14 protein-coding genes are annotated in these 18,153 nt (G+C 69.7%); 8 read left to right on the top strand and 6 right to left on the bottom strand.

Annotation, left to right across the window (positions count from 1 at the left end; translation table 11 throughout):
- Positions 1-70 precede the first annotated feature (70 nt).
- Genes Ahu01nite_RS41170 through Ahu01nite_RS41160 form a run of 3 tightly spaced genes read left to right on the top strand, consistent with a single transcriptional unit; the run spans position 71 to position 3,020 of the window.
- Positions 71-1,591 carry an NCS1 family nucleobase:cation symporter-1 gene (locus Ahu01nite_RS41170; RefSeq protein WP_239159543.1) on the top strand — a complete coding sequence of 507 codons (1,521 nt, stop codon included), beginning with the start codon at positions 71-73 and terminating at the stop codon, positions 1,589-1,591.
- Positions 1,591-2,313 carry an aspartate/glutamate racemase family protein gene (locus Ahu01nite_RS41165; protein WP_203842192.1) on the top strand — a complete coding sequence of 241 codons (723 nt, stop codon included), beginning with the start codon at positions 1,591-1,593 and terminating at the stop codon, positions 2,311-2,313. Before Ahu01nite_RS41170 ends, Ahu01nite_RS41165 begins: the two co-directional genes overlap by 1 nt.
- Complete coding sequence (locus tag Ahu01nite_RS41160) at positions 2,310-3,020, top strand: SDR family NAD(P)-dependent oxidoreductase (RefSeq protein WP_203842191.1); 711 nt, start codon at positions 2,310-2,312, stop codon at positions 3,018-3,020. Before Ahu01nite_RS41165 ends, Ahu01nite_RS41160 begins: the two co-directional genes overlap by 4 nt.
- 51 nt (positions 3,021-3,071) lie before the next feature.
- On the opposite strand, the gene Ahu01nite_RS41155 is transcribed toward Ahu01nite_RS41160, so the two are convergent.
- Complete coding sequence (locus Ahu01nite_RS41155) at positions 3,072-3,977, bottom strand: hypothetical protein (RefSeq protein ID WP_203842190.1); 906 nt, start codon at positions 3,975-3,977, stop codon at positions 3,072-3,074.
- A 96-nt stretch (positions 3,978-4,073) separates the two neighbouring features.
- Here Ahu01nite_RS41155 and Ahu01nite_RS41150 point away from each other — a divergent pair, with 96 nt between their 5' ends.
- Positions 4,074-8,342 (top strand): PDDEXK-like endonuclease domain-containing protein, encoded by a 4,269-nt coding sequence (locus tag Ahu01nite_RS41150; RefSeq protein ID WP_203842189.1) that lies wholly within the window; start codon positions 4,074-4,076, stop codon positions 8,340-8,342.
- Here the strand turns inward: Ahu01nite_RS41150 and Ahu01nite_RS41145 are convergent.
- Positions 8,323-8,787, bottom strand: a complete 465-nt coding sequence (locus Ahu01nite_RS41145; protein WP_203842188.1) for a hypothetical protein — start codon at positions 8,785-8,787, stop codon at positions 8,323-8,325. The two genes, Ahu01nite_RS41150 and Ahu01nite_RS41145, sit on opposite strands and share 20 nt — an antisense overlap.
- A gap of 64 nt (positions 8,788-8,851) precedes the next feature.
- Entirely contained in the window at positions 8,852-9,844 is a 993-nt protein-coding gene (locus Ahu01nite_RS41140) for a GlxA family transcriptional regulator (RefSeq protein WP_203842187.1), read from the bottom strand.
- A gap of 51 nt (positions 9,845-9,895) precedes the next feature.
- On the opposite strand from Ahu01nite_RS41140, the gene Ahu01nite_RS41135 reads away from it, so the two are divergent.
- Positions 9,896-10,282, top strand: coding sequence for a cupin domain-containing protein (locus Ahu01nite_RS41135; RefSeq protein WP_203842186.1), 387 nt, complete (start codon positions 9,896-9,898; stop codon positions 10,280-10,282).
- Here Ahu01nite_RS41135 and Ahu01nite_RS41130 read toward each other — a convergent pair.
- Positions 10,248-11,816 (bottom strand): restriction endonuclease, encoded by a 1,569-nt coding sequence (locus Ahu01nite_RS41130; protein WP_239159542.1) that lies wholly within the window; start codon positions 11,814-11,816, stop codon positions 10,248-10,250. The genes Ahu01nite_RS41135 and Ahu01nite_RS41130 overlap by 35 nt on opposite strands.
- A 391-nt stretch (positions 11,817-12,207) precedes the next feature.
- Here Ahu01nite_RS41130 and Ahu01nite_RS41125 point away from each other — a divergent pair, with 391 nt between their 5' ends.
- The 3 genes from Ahu01nite_RS41125 to Ahu01nite_RS41115 all read left to right on the top strand — a co-directional run bounded on the left by Ahu01nite_RS41125 (position 12,208) and on the right by Ahu01nite_RS41115 (position 15,112).
- Complete coding sequence (locus tag Ahu01nite_RS41125; RefSeq protein ID WP_203842184.1) at positions 12,208-13,974, top strand: EAL domain-containing protein; 1,767 nt, start codon at positions 12,208-12,210, stop codon at positions 13,972-13,974.
- 33 nt (positions 13,975-14,007) lie between these two features.
- Positions 14,008-14,397 carry a cupin domain-containing protein gene (locus Ahu01nite_RS41120; protein WP_203842183.1) on the top strand — a complete coding sequence of 130 codons (390 nt, stop codon included), beginning with the start codon at positions 14,008-14,010 and terminating at the stop codon, positions 14,395-14,397.
- A 253-nt stretch (positions 14,398-14,650) separates the two neighbouring features.
- Positions 14,651-15,112 carry a MarR family winged helix-turn-helix transcriptional regulator gene (locus Ahu01nite_RS41115; RefSeq protein WP_203842182.1) on the top strand — a complete coding sequence of 154 codons (462 nt, stop codon included), beginning with the start codon at positions 14,651-14,653 and terminating at the stop codon, positions 15,110-15,112.
- On the opposite strand, the gene Ahu01nite_RS41110 is transcribed toward Ahu01nite_RS41115, so the two are convergent.
- Positions 15,109-15,822 carry a hypothetical protein gene (locus Ahu01nite_RS41110; RefSeq protein WP_203842181.1) on the bottom strand — a complete coding sequence of 238 codons (714 nt, stop codon included), beginning with the start codon at positions 15,820-15,822 and terminating at the stop codon, positions 15,109-15,111. The genes Ahu01nite_RS41115 and Ahu01nite_RS41110 overlap by 4 nt on opposite strands.
- 163 nt (positions 15,823-15,985) lie before the next feature.
- Complete coding sequence (locus Ahu01nite_RS41105; RefSeq protein ID WP_239159541.1) at positions 15,986-18,118, bottom strand: TPM domain-containing protein; 2,133 nt, start codon at positions 18,116-18,118, stop codon at positions 15,986-15,988.
- Positions 18,119-18,153: the final 35 nt, after the last annotated feature.

Here is an 18,153-nt window from a genome sequence, read left to right as displayed (position 1 = left end):
CGCTCATCGAATCGAAACAGGCCATTCCTAGGTTGAGCTGCAACTCAGCCGCTCGACCCCAGGAGTGGGCATGACAAACAACGATCTCGTCGAGGCCGCCGGAATGCCGGTCGGCGCCGGCCTCATCAAGCCCGGATACGACCCACGGTTGACCAACGAGGATCTCGCGCCGCTGAAGAAGCAGACGTGGGGCTCGTACAACATCTTCGCGTTCTGGATGTCCGATGTGCACAGCGTCGGCGGGTACGTGACCGCGGGTTCGCTGTTCGCGCTCGGGCTGTCGAGCTGGCAGGTGCTGGTCTCGCTGCTCGTCGGCATCACCATCGTCTACTTCTTCTGCAACCTGGTCGCCAAGCCGAGCCAGCAGGCCGGGGTGCCCTACCCGGTCATCTGCCGCACGGTCTTCGGGGTGCTCGGCGCCAACGTGCCGGCCATCATCCGCGGCGCGATCGCCGTCGCCTGGTACGGCATCCAGACCTACCTGGCCAGCGCCGCGCTCGACGTCGTGGTGCTGAAGCTGTTCCCGGACCTGGCGCCGTACGCGGATGTCAACCAGTACGGCTTCCTCGGGCTGCCGCTGCTCGGCTGGTGTTCGTACGCGGTGCTCTGGGTCCTGCAGGCCGCGGTCTTCTGGACGGGCATGGAGACGATCCGCCGGTTCATCGACTTCTGCGGCCCGGCCGTCTACGTCGTGATGATCGCGCTCGCCGGATACCTCATCTACAAGGCCGGGTGGGGGCACATCAACCTCAGCCTCGGCGAGGTGAAGTACAAGGGTGCCGACGCCATCCCGATCATGCTCGGCGCGATCGCCCTGGTCGTGTCGTACTTCTCCGGCCCGATGCTGAACTTCGGGGACTTCTCCCGCTACGGCAAGTCGTTCAAGGCGGTCAAGACCGGCAACGTGCTCGGCCTGCCCGTGAACTTCCTGGCCTTCTCGCTCCTGGTCGTCATCACCTCGTCGCTGACCATCCCGGTCTTCGGCGAGCTCATCACCGACCCGGTCGCGACGGTCGCCCGCATCGACAGCACGTTCGCGATCGTGCTCGGCGCGCTCACCTTCAGCATCGCCACGATCGGCATCAACATCGTCGCGAACTTCATCTCACCCGCGTTCGACTTCTCGAACGTCAGCCCGCAGAAGATCAGCTGGCGCGCCGGCGGCATGATCGCGGCGGTCGGATCGGTGCTGATCACCCCGTGGAACCTCTACAACAACCCGGACGTCATCCACTACACGCTGGAGACGCTCGGCGCCTTCATCGGCCCGCTGTTCGGAGTGCTGATCGCCGACTACTACCTGGTCAAGAAGCAGCAGGTGGTCGTGGACGACCTGTTCACCATGGCGCCCGAGGGCCGCTACTGGTACCGCAAGGGCTACAACCCGCCGGCCATCATCGCCACGGCGATCGGCGCGGTCGTCGCCATGGTGCCGGTGCTCTGGAGCGGCGGCCCGGGCATGCACACCACCGCCCAGTACAGCTGGTTCATCGGTATGGGCCTCGGCTTCGTCAGCTACCTGTTGATGACCGCGAACCAGTGGCGCACGTCAACTCCGGTTGAGCCGGCCACCGACACGGTCGCTGTTTGATGTTTCTCCGGGTCATCAACCCCAACACCACGGCGGCGATGACCGCGAAGATCGAGGAGAGTGCCCGGGCCGTCGCCGGTCCGGGCACCCGCCTCGACGCGGTCAATCCCAGCATGGGACCGGCCTCCATCGAGAGCCACTACGACGAGGCGCTCAGCGTTCCCGGCATCCTCACCGAGATCGCCCGCGGCGAGACCGAGGGCGTCGACGCGTACGTGATCGCCTGCTTCGGCGACCCCGGCCTGGATGCGGCCCGCGAGCTTGCGCACGGTCCGGTCGTCGGCATCGCAGAAGCGGCGATGCACGCCGCGGCACTGCTCGGTCGCGGTTTCAGCGTGGTCACCACTCTTGACCGTACGCGCGGACGAGCGCACGAACTCGCCACGCGCTACGGCTCCCCGTGCCGCGGCGTCCACGCCTGCGACATCCCGGTGCTCGAGCTGGACAAGGACCCCGACGTGCTGGACCGGGTCGTCGCCCTCGGCCGCACCGCCCTGCACGACGACGACTCCGACGTGCTCGTGCTCGGCTGCGCGGGCATGGCGGACCTCGCCGAGAAGGTGTCGGCGGCGCTCGGCGTCCCGGTCGTGGACGGCGTCGCCGCCGCAACCCTCTTCGCGCAGTCGCTGGTCACGCTGGGACTGCGCACTTCCGCACGTTCCGAGTACGCGCAGCCGCCGCCCAAGGCGTACACGGGCATCCTGCGTAGATTCACGGTATGAGCTGGTATGTCGTCACAGGTGGCGGGCGTGGGATCGGGCGGGCAATCGTGGAACGGCTCGTCGCGGGCGGTGGGCACGTGGCGGTCATCGAGCTCGACGCGTCGACGCTGGCATGGGCGTCCGGTCAGGACCGGATCGTGCCGGTGATCGGCGACGCGTCGGATCCCGCGGTTGCCGCCCGGGCTGCTGCGGTGGGGGAGCCGTTGACCGGGTGGGTCAACAACGCCGCCATCTTCGAGGACGCGTGGCTGCATGAGGACCCGCTGCGCGTCGCCTCGCTGATCGGGCGCAACCTCAACCCGGTCATCGTGGGCAGTGCGGCGGCGATCGGGGCGGGGTGCCCGGCGATCGTCAACGTTTCGTCGCATCAGGGGCAGCGGGCTGTGCGCGGTGCGCTTGCTTACGCCACCGCGAAAGCGGCTGTGGAAGGGCTCACCCGGGCGCTTGCGGTTGATTACGGGCCCCGGGGCGTACGCGTAAATGCGGTTGCTCTGGGTTCTGTCGCCACGTCGCGGTCCGACGCGCACGGGGAGGAATTCGCCCGGGAGATTGCGCTGTTGCAGCCGCTCGGACGGCTCGGGCGGGCTACCGAGGTCGCGGACGCGGTGGCGTTTCTGCTCTCCGACGCCGCGAGCTTCATCACCGGCGCGATCATCCCTGTCGACGGCGGCAGATCCGCCCAGGGGCGCGACCCCGAAGAACGCTAGGCCGATCCGGCCGCCCTCACCAGCGTGGTCGACGGCGTGGCGGGTGGTGGGTCACGGGGTGAGGGTTGCGGTGGCGAACGGTTCGTGGCGGGCGCGCATGTCGGCGTACGCGGTGAGCAGGAGCGGGGTCAGGACGATGCCGGCGGCGAACCAGAAGATGCCCTGCAGGACGGCCGCGGTTATCGCGTAGCCGGTGCTGGTCGTGCCGGAGAAGACTGCCGCGGCGACGAGGTCGAGGAGCTCGGTGACGAGGCCGCCCGCGACGGTGAGGCCGCCGATGGTGGAGACCCGGGAGATCGCGACGCCGAAGTCCGCGTGGAAGAGGGTGAAGCAGCGGCCGATCGCGTTCGTCCGCTCCACGAGGACCACGACGGGGAGCACTGTCAGGACCGCGCCGACGTAGATGACCGGCAGGAAGCACAAACCGAACGCCACGACGCCCAGGACGAACGCGAGGATCGACCAGCCGACCAGGGCCGGAAGGCGGCGGGTCGCGCTGGTCAGGGCGATTCGGATCAGGGCCGGGCTGGTTTGGGCCGTGCCGGTCTGGGCAGGGCTGGTCTGGGCCGCGCCGGTCGGGGCGGGTCGCAGGTTGGTGGTGTGGCCGGTTGCCGCAGCCAGGACCACGGCGACCGAGAAGAGGGAGCCGATGAGGTAGAGCAGGCCGGTGACCGGGATCAGGGCGAACACCGCGCCGAAACCGGAAAGGTACGGCTGGAGGTCGATGTCCGCGCCGGGGCCGCGCCGCGCGAGCTCGTCCTCGATCTGCCGCTGCGTGACGCCGAACTGCACCAGCGCGGGCACGCTGACGATCGTGCCGGCGGCGGCCACGATGCCGTTGATCAGGGCGAGCGGTTTCCAGGTCGCGGGCAGAAGCGCGAAACTGCGCCGCCACCAGCCGACAAAGTCAGTGCTGACCAGCGGATCGTTCGGGTCGGCGGCAAAGCTCGCGGACACTGTTCCCCCGTCGGATAGATGGGTGGGGCCGACATTAACGGTCGCGGTGTGTGCGGCGCTGCCCCGGACGAGACCGCAAGGGATAACCTGCGAAGAATGCCCGAGCCGCAGCTGGAGTCACCCACCGTCATCCGGGACAGGGCTGTCTCCGTCGCTGACTACCTGCTCGCCGTGCGCGCCCACATGGAGCGCCCCGCCCGCACGGTCCCCGGGGACGCGCACTGGTTGGACAAATTGCCCGCGCACCCGGAGTGCGAGGTCGGCCCGGCCCCCGACGGCACGACCTGGCTGCGGGTCGGTTTGCCCGATCTGCCGGGCTCACCCCCGGTCCCCGCCGAACTCCGCCGCCGCCTCAACGAGCTCCCTCCCGCCGAAAGAGCCGATAGAGCCGATAGGCCCGAGTTCAGCGCTCCCGAAGAGCCGGAGCTGGAGCCGGAGCTGGAGCTGGAGCTGTCTCCGGCGGAGGAACCGGGTGACGGGTTCGAGGCCTGGCGGGAGGAGGTTTGGCGGCCGTGGGTGGGGCGGAGCCGGGCTGCGGAGCAGACGCGGACCGTGCATCGGCAGTTGTTCGATCGGATGCATCAGATCGACATGGCGGCGGCGACCACCGAGCTCGTCTGGGGGCACGGGATCCTGGAGACCGTCATCGACGGGGAGCGGGTGCGGTATCCGCTGGTCGCGACGCCGGTGTTGATCGGGTATGAGCCGGACCGCTCTCTGATCACCGTCTCGCCGCAGGGGCCGTCGCGGTTGCAGACCGATGCGCTGGCGGGGCTCGACGAACGGTATCTCGGCCAGTTGCTCGCGCTGGCCGGACCGGCCGGGACCCTGGAGGTCGACCTGTGGAACGACCTGGACCGGCGTGAGTTCTTCGAGCGTGCGCTCGGCCGGCTCGGCTACGACAAGCTGATCGTGGACCCGGACCAGGGCAACACCAAGGGCGGCGGCACGCGGCCGCACATCGTCGATACGAGTGTGCTGTTCGCGCGGCCGAAGCAGCGGCTGCTGCGCGGGTTTTTGGAGAGCCTTCGCGATCGGTTGCTGGCCGGGGATACGGCGAGCATCGGGGCGCTGTCCGCGATCGTGGCGCACGAGCCGAGCAAGTTGCGGATGCCTGATGATCGGCCCGGGGACTGGGAGCGGGTCGGGGAGCGGCTGCTCATGCCGTTGCCCACGAACGAGGCGCAGGAGTCGATTGCGCGGCGGTTGGCGCAGCATCGCAATGTTGCGGTGCAGGGGCCGCCCGGGACGGGGAAGACGCACACGATCCGCAACCTGATCTGTCATCTGATGGCGAACGGGAAGCGTGTGCTGGTCGTCGCGCAGAAGGAGGATCCGTTGCGGGTGCTCCGCGACGGGCTGCCGGAAGAGGTGCGGGCGTTGTGTCTTGCCGTGCTCGGGCGTACCACCGATCAGCTTGTGCAGTTGCAGCTCGCCGCGCGTGAGTTGTCCGACCGGGCCGCCACGCTCGACAAAGCCGCGGAGGCCCGCAGGGTCGAGCGGTTGACGCATCGCCTGGAGGAGGCCGAGGGTGATCTGGCTCAGGCGCTCGGCGGTCTGCGCGCGATCGCCGAGAACGAGTCGGCAACCTACCGCATCGACGACGCCGCGCTGTCACCCGCGGAGGCCGGGGCGTGGCTCCGCGAGCATGCGGCAACCAGCGGCGGCATCCCGGACGCGGTCGGTCAGGGTGTTCCGCCGCTTGCCGAGGAGGAGTTCGGCGAGTTGCTCGCGCTCGCCGGGCGGCTCAATCCCGCGGATCGTGCGGCGTCGGTGCGGCAGTTGCCGGACGTCGCGGCGCTGCCCGATGCGGCGCGGGCAAAACAGGACCGGGCTGATCGGGCGGCGGCCTCGCAGCGGGTGTCGCGCCTGGCGTCGGCCGGTGTTGACCCTTATTCGGTACGCACCCTGGGCCCCGAATCCCTGACCGCTCTCCTCGACGGACTCCGCGACGCGGTCGCCTGGCTGAACCGTCGCGCGGGCACCTGGACCGACCGGCTCGGACGACTGCTCGCCGATCCGCACTGGGCGACGGTCTGGGCCGATCACGTGACCGCCACCGAGTCGCTGCAGCAGTCGCTCGCTGACCTGACGCGAACACTCGCGGGCCACCGCGTCGCCGTCCCGAAGCAGCTCGCCGCGGAACCCAAACGGCTTATGGCCGGTCTTGGTGAGCTGCGATCCCGGTTCACCGCCGGCAAGGGTGTCAACCGGCTGCTCCAGGCCGCACTGTTCAAACTCGCCGAGGACGTACGCGTGGACGACGAACCGCTGCGAACCGTGGCGGACGTCGACGTTGCCATGGCGTGGGTGCGGCGGCAGCAGGCTCAGCGCCGGCTCGGCGAGCACTGGGCGGAATGGGTGCAGCGGCTCGGCATTCCGCCGCGCGAGGGCGATCCGGAGGTGTGGGCCGGTGGCCTGCTCGCTGAGGCGGCTCAGTCGCTCGGATGGGATGCGCGGGAGTGGCCTGAGCTGTCCGGTCGCTTGGCTTCGCTCGTACCCCAGGAAGAACTTGATCTTGATCCTGCCCGGCTCGCGGAGATCGAGACCCTGCTGGACGACGCGCCCGTGGTCTTCGAACTTGATCGGCTGGACGACGCCGACCGCGCGGTGGCCGACGGTCTCGCGCCGTGGCCGCAGCTCGCCGCGGCCTGGCGCACCCTTGACGGCTGGGACGAAGCGCTGGCCGAAACCCGGCGGCTGCTTGCCCTGCGCGATGAGGTGAACCGGTATCTGGCTTTGCATGCCAGGCTTGCCGAAATGGCGCCGATATGGGCCGGGCAGGTGGACGCCGGATCGGTGCCGGCCGTCTCCGGTGCCGCGTGCCTGCGGGCCTGGCGGTGGCGGCAGGTGCAGACGTGGTTCGACCAGGTGGTCGGCGCGGTCGACCCGGCCGTGCTGAACCGCCGCGTCGAACAGGGACGCGACAAGATTCGCAGGCTCACGGGTGACCTCGTGGTGGCGTCGGCGTGGCTGGAGGTTGCGCGGTCGCTCGACGATCGGCGCCGGGCCGCGCTCGCCGACTGGACCACCGCCTTGCGCAAGATCGGCAAGGGGACCGGGCGCAGCGCCGCGGCCTGGCAGGCGCACGCGCAACGGGCGATGGAATCAGCGGTCGAAGCCGTACCCGTCTGGGTCATGTCCGTGGACCGGGCGATCGAACAGTTCGCGGGCGGCGCGCACTTCGACGTGGTGATCGTGGACGAGGCTTCGCAGGCGGACCTGTTCTCGCTCCCCGTGCTGTCGCTCGCCGAACGGGCCGTGGTGGTCGGCGACGACCAGCAGATCGGCCCGCAGCTCGGCTTTGTCGGCGCGGTCACCGGCCTGATCAACAGCCACCTGCGCGACGTCCCGTCAGCCGAGCACTTCGACCCGGAGTCGTCGCTCTACGACCACGCGGTGCGGCGCTCACCGGAACGCATCCTGCTCACCGAACACTTCCGCTGCGTCCCGCAGATCATCAGCTTCTCCTCACGCCATTACTACGACGGGAAGATCCAGCCGCTGCGTGCGGACCGTCCGGCACTTGATCCCGTACGCACGCAGTTCATCCCGGACGGCGTACGCCGTCCGCTTCCCCCGTTCGGCGACGTCAACGTGCCCGAGGCGGACGCGCTGGCCGACCGGATCGCGCGTATCGTCGCGGACCCTGCCTACGCCGGTCGCACGCTCGGCGTGATCAGCCTCCTCAGCACGAGCGGCCAGGCGAACTACCTGCTCGCCAAGCTCCGCGAGACCATCGGCGAGGACGAGATGGAGGCCCGCCGCCTGCGCGTGGGCGACGCGTACACGTTCCAGGGCGACGAACGCGACGTGGTCCTCGTGTCCATGGTGGTCTCCGACAACGACGGCCGGCTCGCGGCCTTCACCAAGCGCGAATACCACCGCCGCGTCAACGTCGCCGCCTCCCGCGCCCGTGACCAGCTCTGGATCTTCCACTCGGTACGCGCCGCCTCCCTGAACGCCGACGACGCCCGCGCCCTGCTGCTCAACTACGCGCAGAACCTCGGCACATCGTCATCGCCGGCAGGAAAACCCGAGAACGACTTCGAGGCCGAGGTGCTGCGCCGCCTGACCCGACGAGGCTTCGACCCGATCGTCCAGTACGCCATCGGCGGCTACCGCATCGACTTCATCCTCAACGCCCCGGACGGCCGCCGTCTCGCGATCGAATGCGACGGGGACGCGTACCAGGGCCCGGAGCAGTGGGAACGCGACATGCGCAGGCAGGCCGTCCTGGAGCGGGTGGGCAACTGCGTCTTCGTCAGGATCCGCGGCAGCATCTTCAACCGCGAACCGGAAGCCGCCCTACGCCCCCTCTGGCAACGCATCGACGAACTGGGAGTCACTCCGGTCGAACGCTGACCTGCTCGGCGATGGCTATGACATGGTCGAGGTTCAGCTGAGCCGGCGCCTGCAGCTGGAACGCCCGGCCGTCCGCCGGCTCCACCTGCAGTAACCAGCCGTCGGAGGTCCGGATGATCTCGCCGCGGCGGGCACCGATACGAATCTGTTGCAGGCCGTCCAGGTAGGTGGGGTGGGGCACGAGACTGACGCTGAGCGTGGCAGTGGAGGCGGGGTCGGCGAGGGTGAGGATCGTGTTGTCCTTGAACGCCCGCAGACGGCGTTGCCAACTCAGCACCGACGTCGGCTGCCCGGTCGCGGTCCCGGTTGCCGGCCCGGTGTCGGCCAGGTATGCGGTCCTGCCGTCGAGGTCGATCGTCCGGATCTGCGCGGGTGTTCTCTGCGGAGTGTACCGATCGTCGACGCAGAGATAGACATCGCTGGTTGTGTCAGCCGACAGGTACACGGCGGTCATCGTGCGCCCGGACCATGGTCCATTGGCCGGCCGACGGGAACCTCATCAGAAATGCTCACACCTGCTTTTGCCCGCGACCCGCGAGCGGGTTCACGCCGAAGCGCAGGCGGTACTGGGTCGGGGTGAGGCCGGTCTCGCGGCGCATCAGGGAGCGTAGGTTGGTTGCCGTGCCGAGGCCGCTGCGGCGGGCGACGACGTCGAGGCGGGCTTCACCGCGTTCGATCAGGCGGCGGGCGAGGGTCAGGCGTTCGCCGGTCAGCCAGGCCAGGGGAGTGGTGCCTAGTTCCGTGCGGAAGCGGCGGTGCAGGGTCGCCTGGCTGGTCGCGGCCTGGTCGGCGAGGTCCCGGATGGTCAGCGGCTGGTCCAGGTTCTGCTGCGCCCAGGCCAGCAGCGGTGCCAGGGAATGGTCCGGGATGTCGGGGATCGGGCGTTCGATGAACTGGCGCTGGCCGCCGTCGCGGTGGGCGGCGAAGACCAGGCGGCGGCTCACCGCGCTGGCGATCTCGGCGCCGTGGTCGCGGCGGACCACGTGCAGGCCAAGGTCGAGGGCGGCCGCGCTGCCGGCTGCGGTGAGGATGTCGCCGTCATCCACGAACAGGACGTCCTGCTCCAGCTCGACCTGCGGGAACCGTTCGCGGAAGGCGTCCGCCCACTGCCAGTGGGCGGTGGCGCGGCGGCCGTCGAGGACGCCGGCTTCGGCCAGGGTGAAGGCGCCGCTGCAGAAACCGATCAGGCGGGCGCCGCGGGCGTGGGCCCGGCGGATCGCGTCCAGGACCTGGGGGCGGCGGGGGACCTCGACATCCGGGCGGTTCGGGACGATCACCGTGTCCGCCCGGTCGACCTCGGTCAGCGGGGCGACGCCGGTCAGGGTGAAGAAGCCGTCGCGCATGCGGGTCATCGGACCGGCCGCGCAGAGGCGGAAGTCGTAGAGGTCGCGGCCCAGCTCGGGGCGGTGCAGGCCGAAGACCTCGGTCGCACAGCCCAGCTCGAACGGGTTCGAGTTCTCGTCGACCAGGACCACTACGCGGTGCAAGGATTCTTGCGGCATACGCGATTTCTAGCACTCACGGCGTACTGATAAAACCGCCAATCTCAAAGCATGAGCGAACCGATCTCCCTGACCGCGGCCCTGGCGACGTTCGACACGCCGTGGAGCCCGCGCATCGTGACCAGCGTCAACGACTACGACGTGCGGGTGGCGAAGGTGCAGGGCGAGCACGTCTGGCACGCGCACGACCACACCGACGAGTTCTTCCTCGTGCTCGATGGTGAGTTCGAGATCGCGCTGCGGGACCGCACGGTTGTCCTGCGTACGGGCGACGTCTTCACGGTCCCGCGCGGCACCGAGCACAAGCCGGCCTCACCCGGCGGCGCGGCCATCCTGATGTTCGAGCCGACCGGGACCGTGACGGTCGGCGACCGCCACGACGAGGTGCCCGCGCACGTCGACGCTACGACCGGTCATCCGATTCGATCCGCGCCTTGATGCCGGCGTGCTCGGCGAGCAGGTTGAGCAGGGCCGGCCCGTCGAGCAACTCGATCGGCCGGCCGGTCAGCTCGTCCTGGATCGCCGGGTGGAAGCCGTCCGTGGCGACCAGGATGCCCTTGGTCGCCCCCGCCTCGATGACCTCGGCGGCGACCGCGGAAGCCGTCGCGACGTCGACCTGACCTCGTACGGCGTGGATGACCACCGGGCCCCCGAAGAGCGGGCGGGGGTCGGAGGCCAGCCACCGCCCGTCCTTGGCCGTGCCCATCGACAGGCCCATGGCGCAGAAGAGGTCGGCGATCGTCTGCTCCCATTCCGCGGCCGGCATGGAGACCAGGTTGGGGCGCTCGTCGATGTCACGCAGGACGTTGAACTCCTGGGTGAAGTCGTTGTCCGACTCGCGGTCGAATTCGAGGACGGGGCGTACGCCGTCGAGCTGATCGGGCGTACCCGAGAGATCGCCCTGTAGGTGTTTGAGACAGGCGACCGGGTCGACGCGGCGCAGCTTGATCGCCGCGAAGGTGTCCCGATCGGTGGCGACCGAGACCAGGCACGGGCGCACGAATTGCCCCGTTCTCCTATCGATCGTATCGACGATACCGTTGAAGAGGACTTTCCCCACGAGACCACCGCGGTCCGCCTCGACGACCTCGTGCACGGTGCGCAGCGCGACCATGGCGATGATCTCGGCGTAGCGGCGGCGGATCTCGTTCTCGTCGCGGGGAGAGGCGAGCAGGTCGTCGCGGACCCGGTCGTAGCGGTAATCCTTGATCACCGGGATCACCTCGACGGGCGGCAGGTGATATTCGATGAGCAGATGCTGCTGCTTCGGGAGGTACGCGAGCCGGAAGTGCTGCGGGAAGTCATCCGGGTAGACGGAGTTGCCGAGCACCATCGCGAAGTACTCGACCACCGACTCGGGGTCGGCGCTCGCGAACGCCTTGGCGAACCGGTCGACCTCGGCGTTGTACGCGAGCAGCTTCGCCTCGTGCCGCTGCTTGTAGTCCTCGTACTGCGCGTGGCGCGCGGCGAGCTGGCGTTCACGCCGCTGCTCGCGCTCCGCCCACTGCGCCTTGGCCTGCTCGAACGCGCGCCGGGCCGCGGCCACCTGCTGCGCGTGCAGCCGCTCCCCGCCGAGGATCTTGCCGACGCCGCGGGGCTCCGGCGGCTCGTAGCTCGGCCACGACGGCTCCGGCACGGGCCGGCCCAGCGGGCCCGGGTCGAAGGGCTGCACCTTGATCGGCTTCTTGAACCGGTCGAGATCGATGTGGTCGTCGACGTCCAGTGTGGACAGCAGCAGCGTGTCGAGATCGGTGAGCCGGGCGCGCAGGTCGGCGTTCGCGGCGGCGGCGTCAGCCGTGCGTGCCTCCGCGTAGAGCCGGCGGTGCTCGCGCCGGCGGTCCGCGTCGGCGGCGGCCTGCTGGGCGGCGGCGATCGCCAGGTCGGCGTTGCGCCGGATCAGCTGGCGCTGCTGCGCGGCGGCGGTGTTGCCGCGCTGGTCAGCGGCGGCCTGCGTCGCTTGCGCGCGCTGCATGTCCCGAATGATGCCCATGCGTCGTCCTCGCTGACGTCTGTTCTGTCATCGACTCTGTGCCCGGACCGCCACCATATCCACCGCTTACCGATCACGACCGCGGAGGCCCTCCGCAAGATCACGAGTGAGGTGGTTGCTCTTGGTTCCACTGTCACCACTCGCAGTAACTGTCCGTCATGGATCTCTGGGTAAGCACACGGTTGCTCAGTGCAGCAAGACCGTCATCCGATCGGCTAAATTCACGCTCTGATCGGCGGAGAACAGCCTGTTCTTTGTGTTCTGGGGCCAGGTGCGAAAACATTGGGGCGAAAGCCCCCTGTTACATCGACCGGTGACGGGTCGTAATAGGGCGGGGGCATCGTTCACTCGGGAGGGGAGGTGGCGGCGACGTATGACGGCACCCGACGAGCGTTTTCCGCGTCCGCGCGCCCTGCGCGACCGCCTCTCCCGGCGTCCGAGGCTGAGCCCCAACTCGGGTCCGACGCCCGCCCATCTGCCCGAGGCGCGCACACCCGTGGACGGTGAGGTCTGGTTCCTCTATATGGCCGATGGGGATCGGGTGGTCTGGTCCGACGGCCTGGCGGCCCTGCTCGGCCGCACGCCCGCCGACAGCTCCAAGGTCACCCGGGAGCTCCTGGCCCGCTACGTGCACCGCGACGACCACGCCAAGGCGCTCGGCTCGATCACCCGCGCGTGGACGGCCCGCGAGGCGGCCAGCACCACGGTGCGTCTGCTGCGCGCCGACGGCGGCTGGTTCGACGTCGACTGCCGGCTCGAGCCGATCGCCGGTCGCGACGGTGCCATCAGCGGCATCCGCGGCGCGCTGCGCGACGTCTCCGTGCGCGAGCGCGCCCGCCGCGAGGTCGCCCGGCTCTCCCGCCGCGGCGAGACGGTGCAGTCCTCGATCATCGATCCCGATCCCGACACTGGCCTGCTCACCCGTGCGCGCTTCGCCGACGCGGTCGACAAGGCGCAGAGCAAGGGTGGCGGCGCGGTCCTGGTCGTGCGGGTCGAGCCGGACCGCACCGACGGCGTGCGCAGGGACGATGCCGAGCTGCTGCACCGGGCTGCGCGCGTACTCGAAGGTATTGCCCAGCCCGACAACCTCCTGGGCCGCGCCGGTCCGAACGAGATCGCGATCCTGCTGCCCGGGGCGTCCTGGGCCATGGCCCGCCGCCAGGCGGATCTTTTCGTCGAGGCGATCCGCACCCAGCCGTTCGTGCTGCCCGAGGCGTGGGTGCACGCGCGCGCCTGGGCCGGTCTTGTCCGATTCCGGCCAGAGAGCGAGGCGGGCAGCCACGACCTGCTGATCGACGCCGAGCACGCGTGGCGGCAGGCCCGCGAGTCGGATCGCCCCGTCACGCTCGTGCCCGACCCGGTGCCGGCCAAGGACCGTCAGGGCTCCTACCGCACCCGGGTCGCCGCGGCGGTCGGCACCGACCGGTTCACCCTCTACGCGCAGCCGATCCTCGAGCTCCAGACCAACCGGGTTCTCCGCCACGAGCTGCTGTTACGCGTGATCGACGAGAACGGCACGCCCCAGTCGCCGATCCAGGTGCTCGACACCGCCGAACGCCTCGACGCCGTCTACGACATCGACCTGTGGGTGGTCGAGCACGCGCTCGATCTCGCGGCCTCCCTGCCCACACACGCGTTCCAGATCAACCTCTCCGGGCGTACGGTCGGGGATCCGCGCCTGACCGCGGAGGTCGAGGCCCTTTTTGATCGGTACGCCGTGAACGCCGAGCAGCTGACGTTCGAGATCACGGAGACCGCGCTGATCGGCAACCTGAGCGAAGCGCGCATCTTCGCCGACCGCATCCGCGACCTCGGCTGCCAGCTCGCGCTCGACGACTTCGGCTCCGGCTACGCGTCGTTCCGCTACCTGCGACTCTTCCCGATCGACCTGGTCAAGATCGACGGGGAGTACGTGCGCGACCTGGTCAACAACCCCCAGGACCAGGTGCTCGTGCAGGCGCTGGTCCAGGTCTGCCAGGCGTACGGCATCCACACCGTCGCCGAGTACGTCCAGGACGAGCCCACCCTGCGGATGCTGCGCGAGTTCGGCGTCGACTTCGTCCAGGGTTACCTGATCGGCAAGCCGGCACCGGTCGCGTCCCTCGGCGCGGGCACCCGCTTGCGATCACGCAATCCCTGATTGTGCGGGCCCGGTTACGGGTATGTGATCGGCATGGAGCACTACACGATCGCCACGATTGCCGAGAAGAACCCCGACTTCCGCCAGGTGCTGTGGACGGGGAAACACACCCAGCTCGTCGTCATGACGATCCCGCCGGGTGGCGAGATCGGCGAGGAGGTCCACGAGGTGGACCAGATCCTCACGTTCGTGAGCGGCGTCGGCGAGGCCAAGGTGAGCGGCCAGACCCGCAAGGTCGCCCAGGGTGACCTCGTGGTGGTGCCCGCCGGCCACAAGCACAACTTCGTGAACGACGGCCCCAACCCGCTCGTCCTCTACACGGTCTACGGGCCGCCGGAGCACGCTGACGGCGCCGTTCACAAGACCAAGGAAGAGGCCGACAAGCTCGAAGAAGCCGGCAAGGACGAGCCGCCGGCGAGCTGATCCCGGCTGAGCTGACTATGGCCCGGGCTTATCGCGGCCGGGCTGATCATGGCCGGGCGTCACGGTGCCGGGGCCGGCTGTGGCCCCCCAGCCAGCCGGCCCCAGCGCCGTGACGAGGGGTTGAGCCGGGCCGAACCTTACTCTTGACGCTTCAAGAAAGTCGATCGACCGGCTCCGTTGTTTGCCCGTTGTTTGCCTGAGGCGTGGGAGCCCCGTGCAACACGGCCTGCCCGGCGCTTACTAACCTGCTGCCATGGACGAGCCGCGGTGGTTGACCGACGAGCAGCAACAGGCGTGGCGCAAACTGGTCGAGGTGCTCGTCAAGGTCCCGGCCGCCCTCGAGGGCCAGCTCCAGCGGGACGCCGGCCTCACCCACATGGGCTACCTCGTCCTGTCGACCCTCTCGGAACGCGACGACCGCCGCCTCCCGATGAGCCGCCTCGCCAAAAGGGCCAGCGCCTCCCTCTCTCGCCTCTCCCACGTGGTCGCCCGCCTGGAGGCCCAGGGCTGGGTCCGCCGCGAACGGGACCCGGAAGACGGCCGCGTCCAGATCGCCGTCCTCACCGAGGACGGTTACGCCAAGGTCGTCGAGGCCGCACCCGGCCACGCCGAGTCGGTCCAGCAGCTGGTCTTCGACCGCCTGACCACCCCTCAGGTACGCCAGCTGACCAAACTCTGCGAAGCCCTCCTCGACACCCCCGAAGAGCCCCGTTAGTCCTCGACCATCAGCCAGTCACCAGGCAGCGCCTGCCGCACCGCCGCGACCGCCCCGGCGTTGTCCGCCCGGACCCAGAGCCAATGGCCTGCGTCCTCCCGCAGAATCGCGCCCAGACCGCTGAACCACCGCATCGGTTTCCCATCGGGATCGGCCCAGAGCACGTAATCCGGCATCGGTAACCGCCGGAACCGCCGCTCCAGCGTCGCGACGGCCTCGTCGTCAAGCTCCCGGTTGTCCGCCGGTTCATCGGCCAGCATCCACTCCGACAGAACCATCTCTACACAGGCCAGCGAGACGCGGTCGAGATAAGGACGCCAGCCGGACTCCAGGCGCAGCAGCACCGGCGGGTCGGGCTCCGCGATCGCTGACAGCGGGATTCCCCACTGGACGACGTTCTGGTTCTCCACCCGGAAGACCAGCACCCCGCCGGTGTAATCGACGTACACCCGATCGGGGCTGAGCAGGACGTCCTGCCTGCGGGTCAGATCACGACGCCGACCAATCATCCGGTACGCCACCAGCAGCGCCTCCGGAAATCCGAAGCCCAGCGCCGCCGCGGCGGCCCGAAGCTCCTCATCTCCGTAACCGTCCTGCGCAACCAGCGGAGTCGCGTACCGCTCGGCGAACATCGCTATGAAGCGCCACGCCCCAGCCGCGTCCCGGACCGCCAGATCGAGCGCCGCGTGCAACTCAGCTTCGTCGTCCACGGCCACACGATAGCGACGCCCGACCTTCACTAACCGCCCGCAGAACGGTCCCGCCCATCGGCAGGATCGTCTCGCCGACAGCCGGTCATCGGTGCTCTGCGGTTGCCCGCCTGGACAGGGCCGCGGGTGAAGCTGCCGACCGGCCGCCGTGCGTTTGACCGGGTCAGAAGCGCCCACCGCCGCCACGACGGCCGCCGCCACCCCCGCCGCCTCCGCCACCGCCGGTGCGACGGCCGCGGGTCGAGCTGCCGCCGAAACCGCCGCCTGACCAGCCCCCTCCGTGCGACCTGCCGCCTCCGCCGCCGGCGAGGATGCCGCCGAGGACCGCGCCCGCGAACGAGCCCGCGTCGAAGCCACCGCGCTGACCGCCATAACCCGGCCCGCCGCCGCTGAACCCACCGCCGCCGCCGGACCAGGACTGCACATCGGCGTGGGCGGATCGGGTTGCGGAAGAGGCGAGGCTCTGGGCTTGCTGGGCGTGGTTCAGGGCGGTGGCCGGGTCGGACGGGGCGAGGGATTCAGCCAGGGCCAGGTGGCGTTGGGCCTCTGACAACGATCCGCGGGCGCCCGCGTCGACCGCTCCGCGCCGGGTGGAGATGAAGTCGGTCGCGGCCGCGACTTCGGCCCTGGCCACCGGGAGGGCCTGGTTGAGCAGGGCCTGGTTGCGGGCGGATCGTTCGGCCGCGTCCTGTGCGTTCGCAAGAGCCCGGTCGAGGACGCCGTCAGCGGACTGCAACGTGGCGACCGCCTGCACGGGGTCGGTCCTGGGCGAGGAAAGCTGCGTACGCACCGAAGAGAGCGCCGTCTCCGCCCCCGTGACGGCGGCGGTGAGGCCAGCCTGTGTGGGTAGGGAGTGTGCTGTGGCGATCTCCGATTCCAGTTCGGAGATGAGGGCGTCCGCGGCGGTGCGGGCCGTCACCACGTCGTCGGCCGCCCGGTGCACGGCCGCGACAAGTTGCTCGGCCTGGGAAACAGCCTGTTCCGCCGCCCGCACGGCCAGCGCAGCCTCCGCCCGATTGCCACCCGGAACGGTCGAAGATGTCGACTCGGTGGAAGAAGTGGGAGCAGTAGGAGAGGTAGGGGTAGGCGCAGCGGCGAGGGCGGCGCGCGCCTGGTCGATCGCTGTGGCGGTGAACTGGAGGCGTTCGCGGGCCTGGTCGATGTTGCTGGAGATGGCGTTGACGGTCTGGCCCGCGTACTGATCAATGAGATTTTGAAGTGCTGTTGCCGCCGCAGGGAGCGTGCCCTCCACGGCCAGCTTGCGTGCCTCGACCTCCGTGGCGGCCTGATCGGCCCTGCCTTCCAGGTCGCGGAGCCGGTCGAATGCTTCCGATTCGGCGTCCAGGCGCTCGTCGGCGGCCTTGCACCGGGCGATGATCTCGCCCAGGATCTGCCGCCGCGCGGGCTCGTCGGGTGCGGGGGTGTCCTCCAGCGTCATCCGCAGCCGGAACGCCTCCGCCACGTCCTGGCGGGAGGCCTCCAGCGCCGTCCGGAACCGGGCGGTCTCACCCGTGCCGTACTGCGCGCTCGCCAGGGAAAGCTCGCTCTCACTCTCGCGGAGGTCGTCGTCCAGCTCGATGAGCAGCGCATTCGCCTCAGCTGTCAAAGCCTCAGTCGTTGGCCCAGCAGGCCCAACCTGTCCACCGGGCCCACCCGCACCAGCCTGCCCACCCGCGCCAATAGGCCCACCCGGCCCACCCGGCCCAGCAGATCCCGTCCAACCCGGCGAAGCGGGAGCCGGGGCGCGCCGGCGACGACGAAGAAAGACCCAGATCAGGGCGCCGATGATGATCACGGCGAGGAGCACAACGATCCAGACGCCGGAACCGCTGCCACCGGCGCCGGCCGCGTCCTCATAGCCCGAGGCGGCCGCGACAACGGCACCGTCCCAGTCGCTCTTGGCCAGAGCCGGCTCGATGTCCTGGGACGCGACGTCGGCGAGTTCGTCGTCGGTGATGCGGGAGTCGTCGGGGAACGAATACGCGTACGCCCGGTCACCGGTGGCGACCGCGAGCAGAGCGTCGCGGTCTCCCAGATCGCTGAGCTGGGCGGTCTGGTCCGTCCACGTCTGGGCGGCGGTGCCGTCGAAGGAGTCGACGAAAACGACGAAGAGCTGGATGCCGGTCGATTTCTGCAAGGCGGCCAGCGCGGAGTCGACCGAGCCGCGGCCGCTGCCGAGTGCGCCCGTCGCGTCGGTCACCTGGGTGGCGAGGCGCGCCGGTGGGTCTGCGAGCGCGGGTGCGGGCACGAGGAGCAGTGCCAGGACCAGCAGGAGTACGCGTCGGGCGAAGGTCACCCGCCCACCCTAGATCCCAGGTTCGGATGGCAAGG

This window comes from Winogradskya humida, assembly GCF_016862215.1.
GTDB lineage: Bacteria > Actinomycetota > Actinomycetes > Mycobacteriales > Micromonosporaceae > Actinoplanes > Actinoplanes humidus.
The sequence above is the reverse complement of the archived record's forward strand: the minus strand, read 5'-3'. Positions and strand labels throughout refer to the sequence as shown.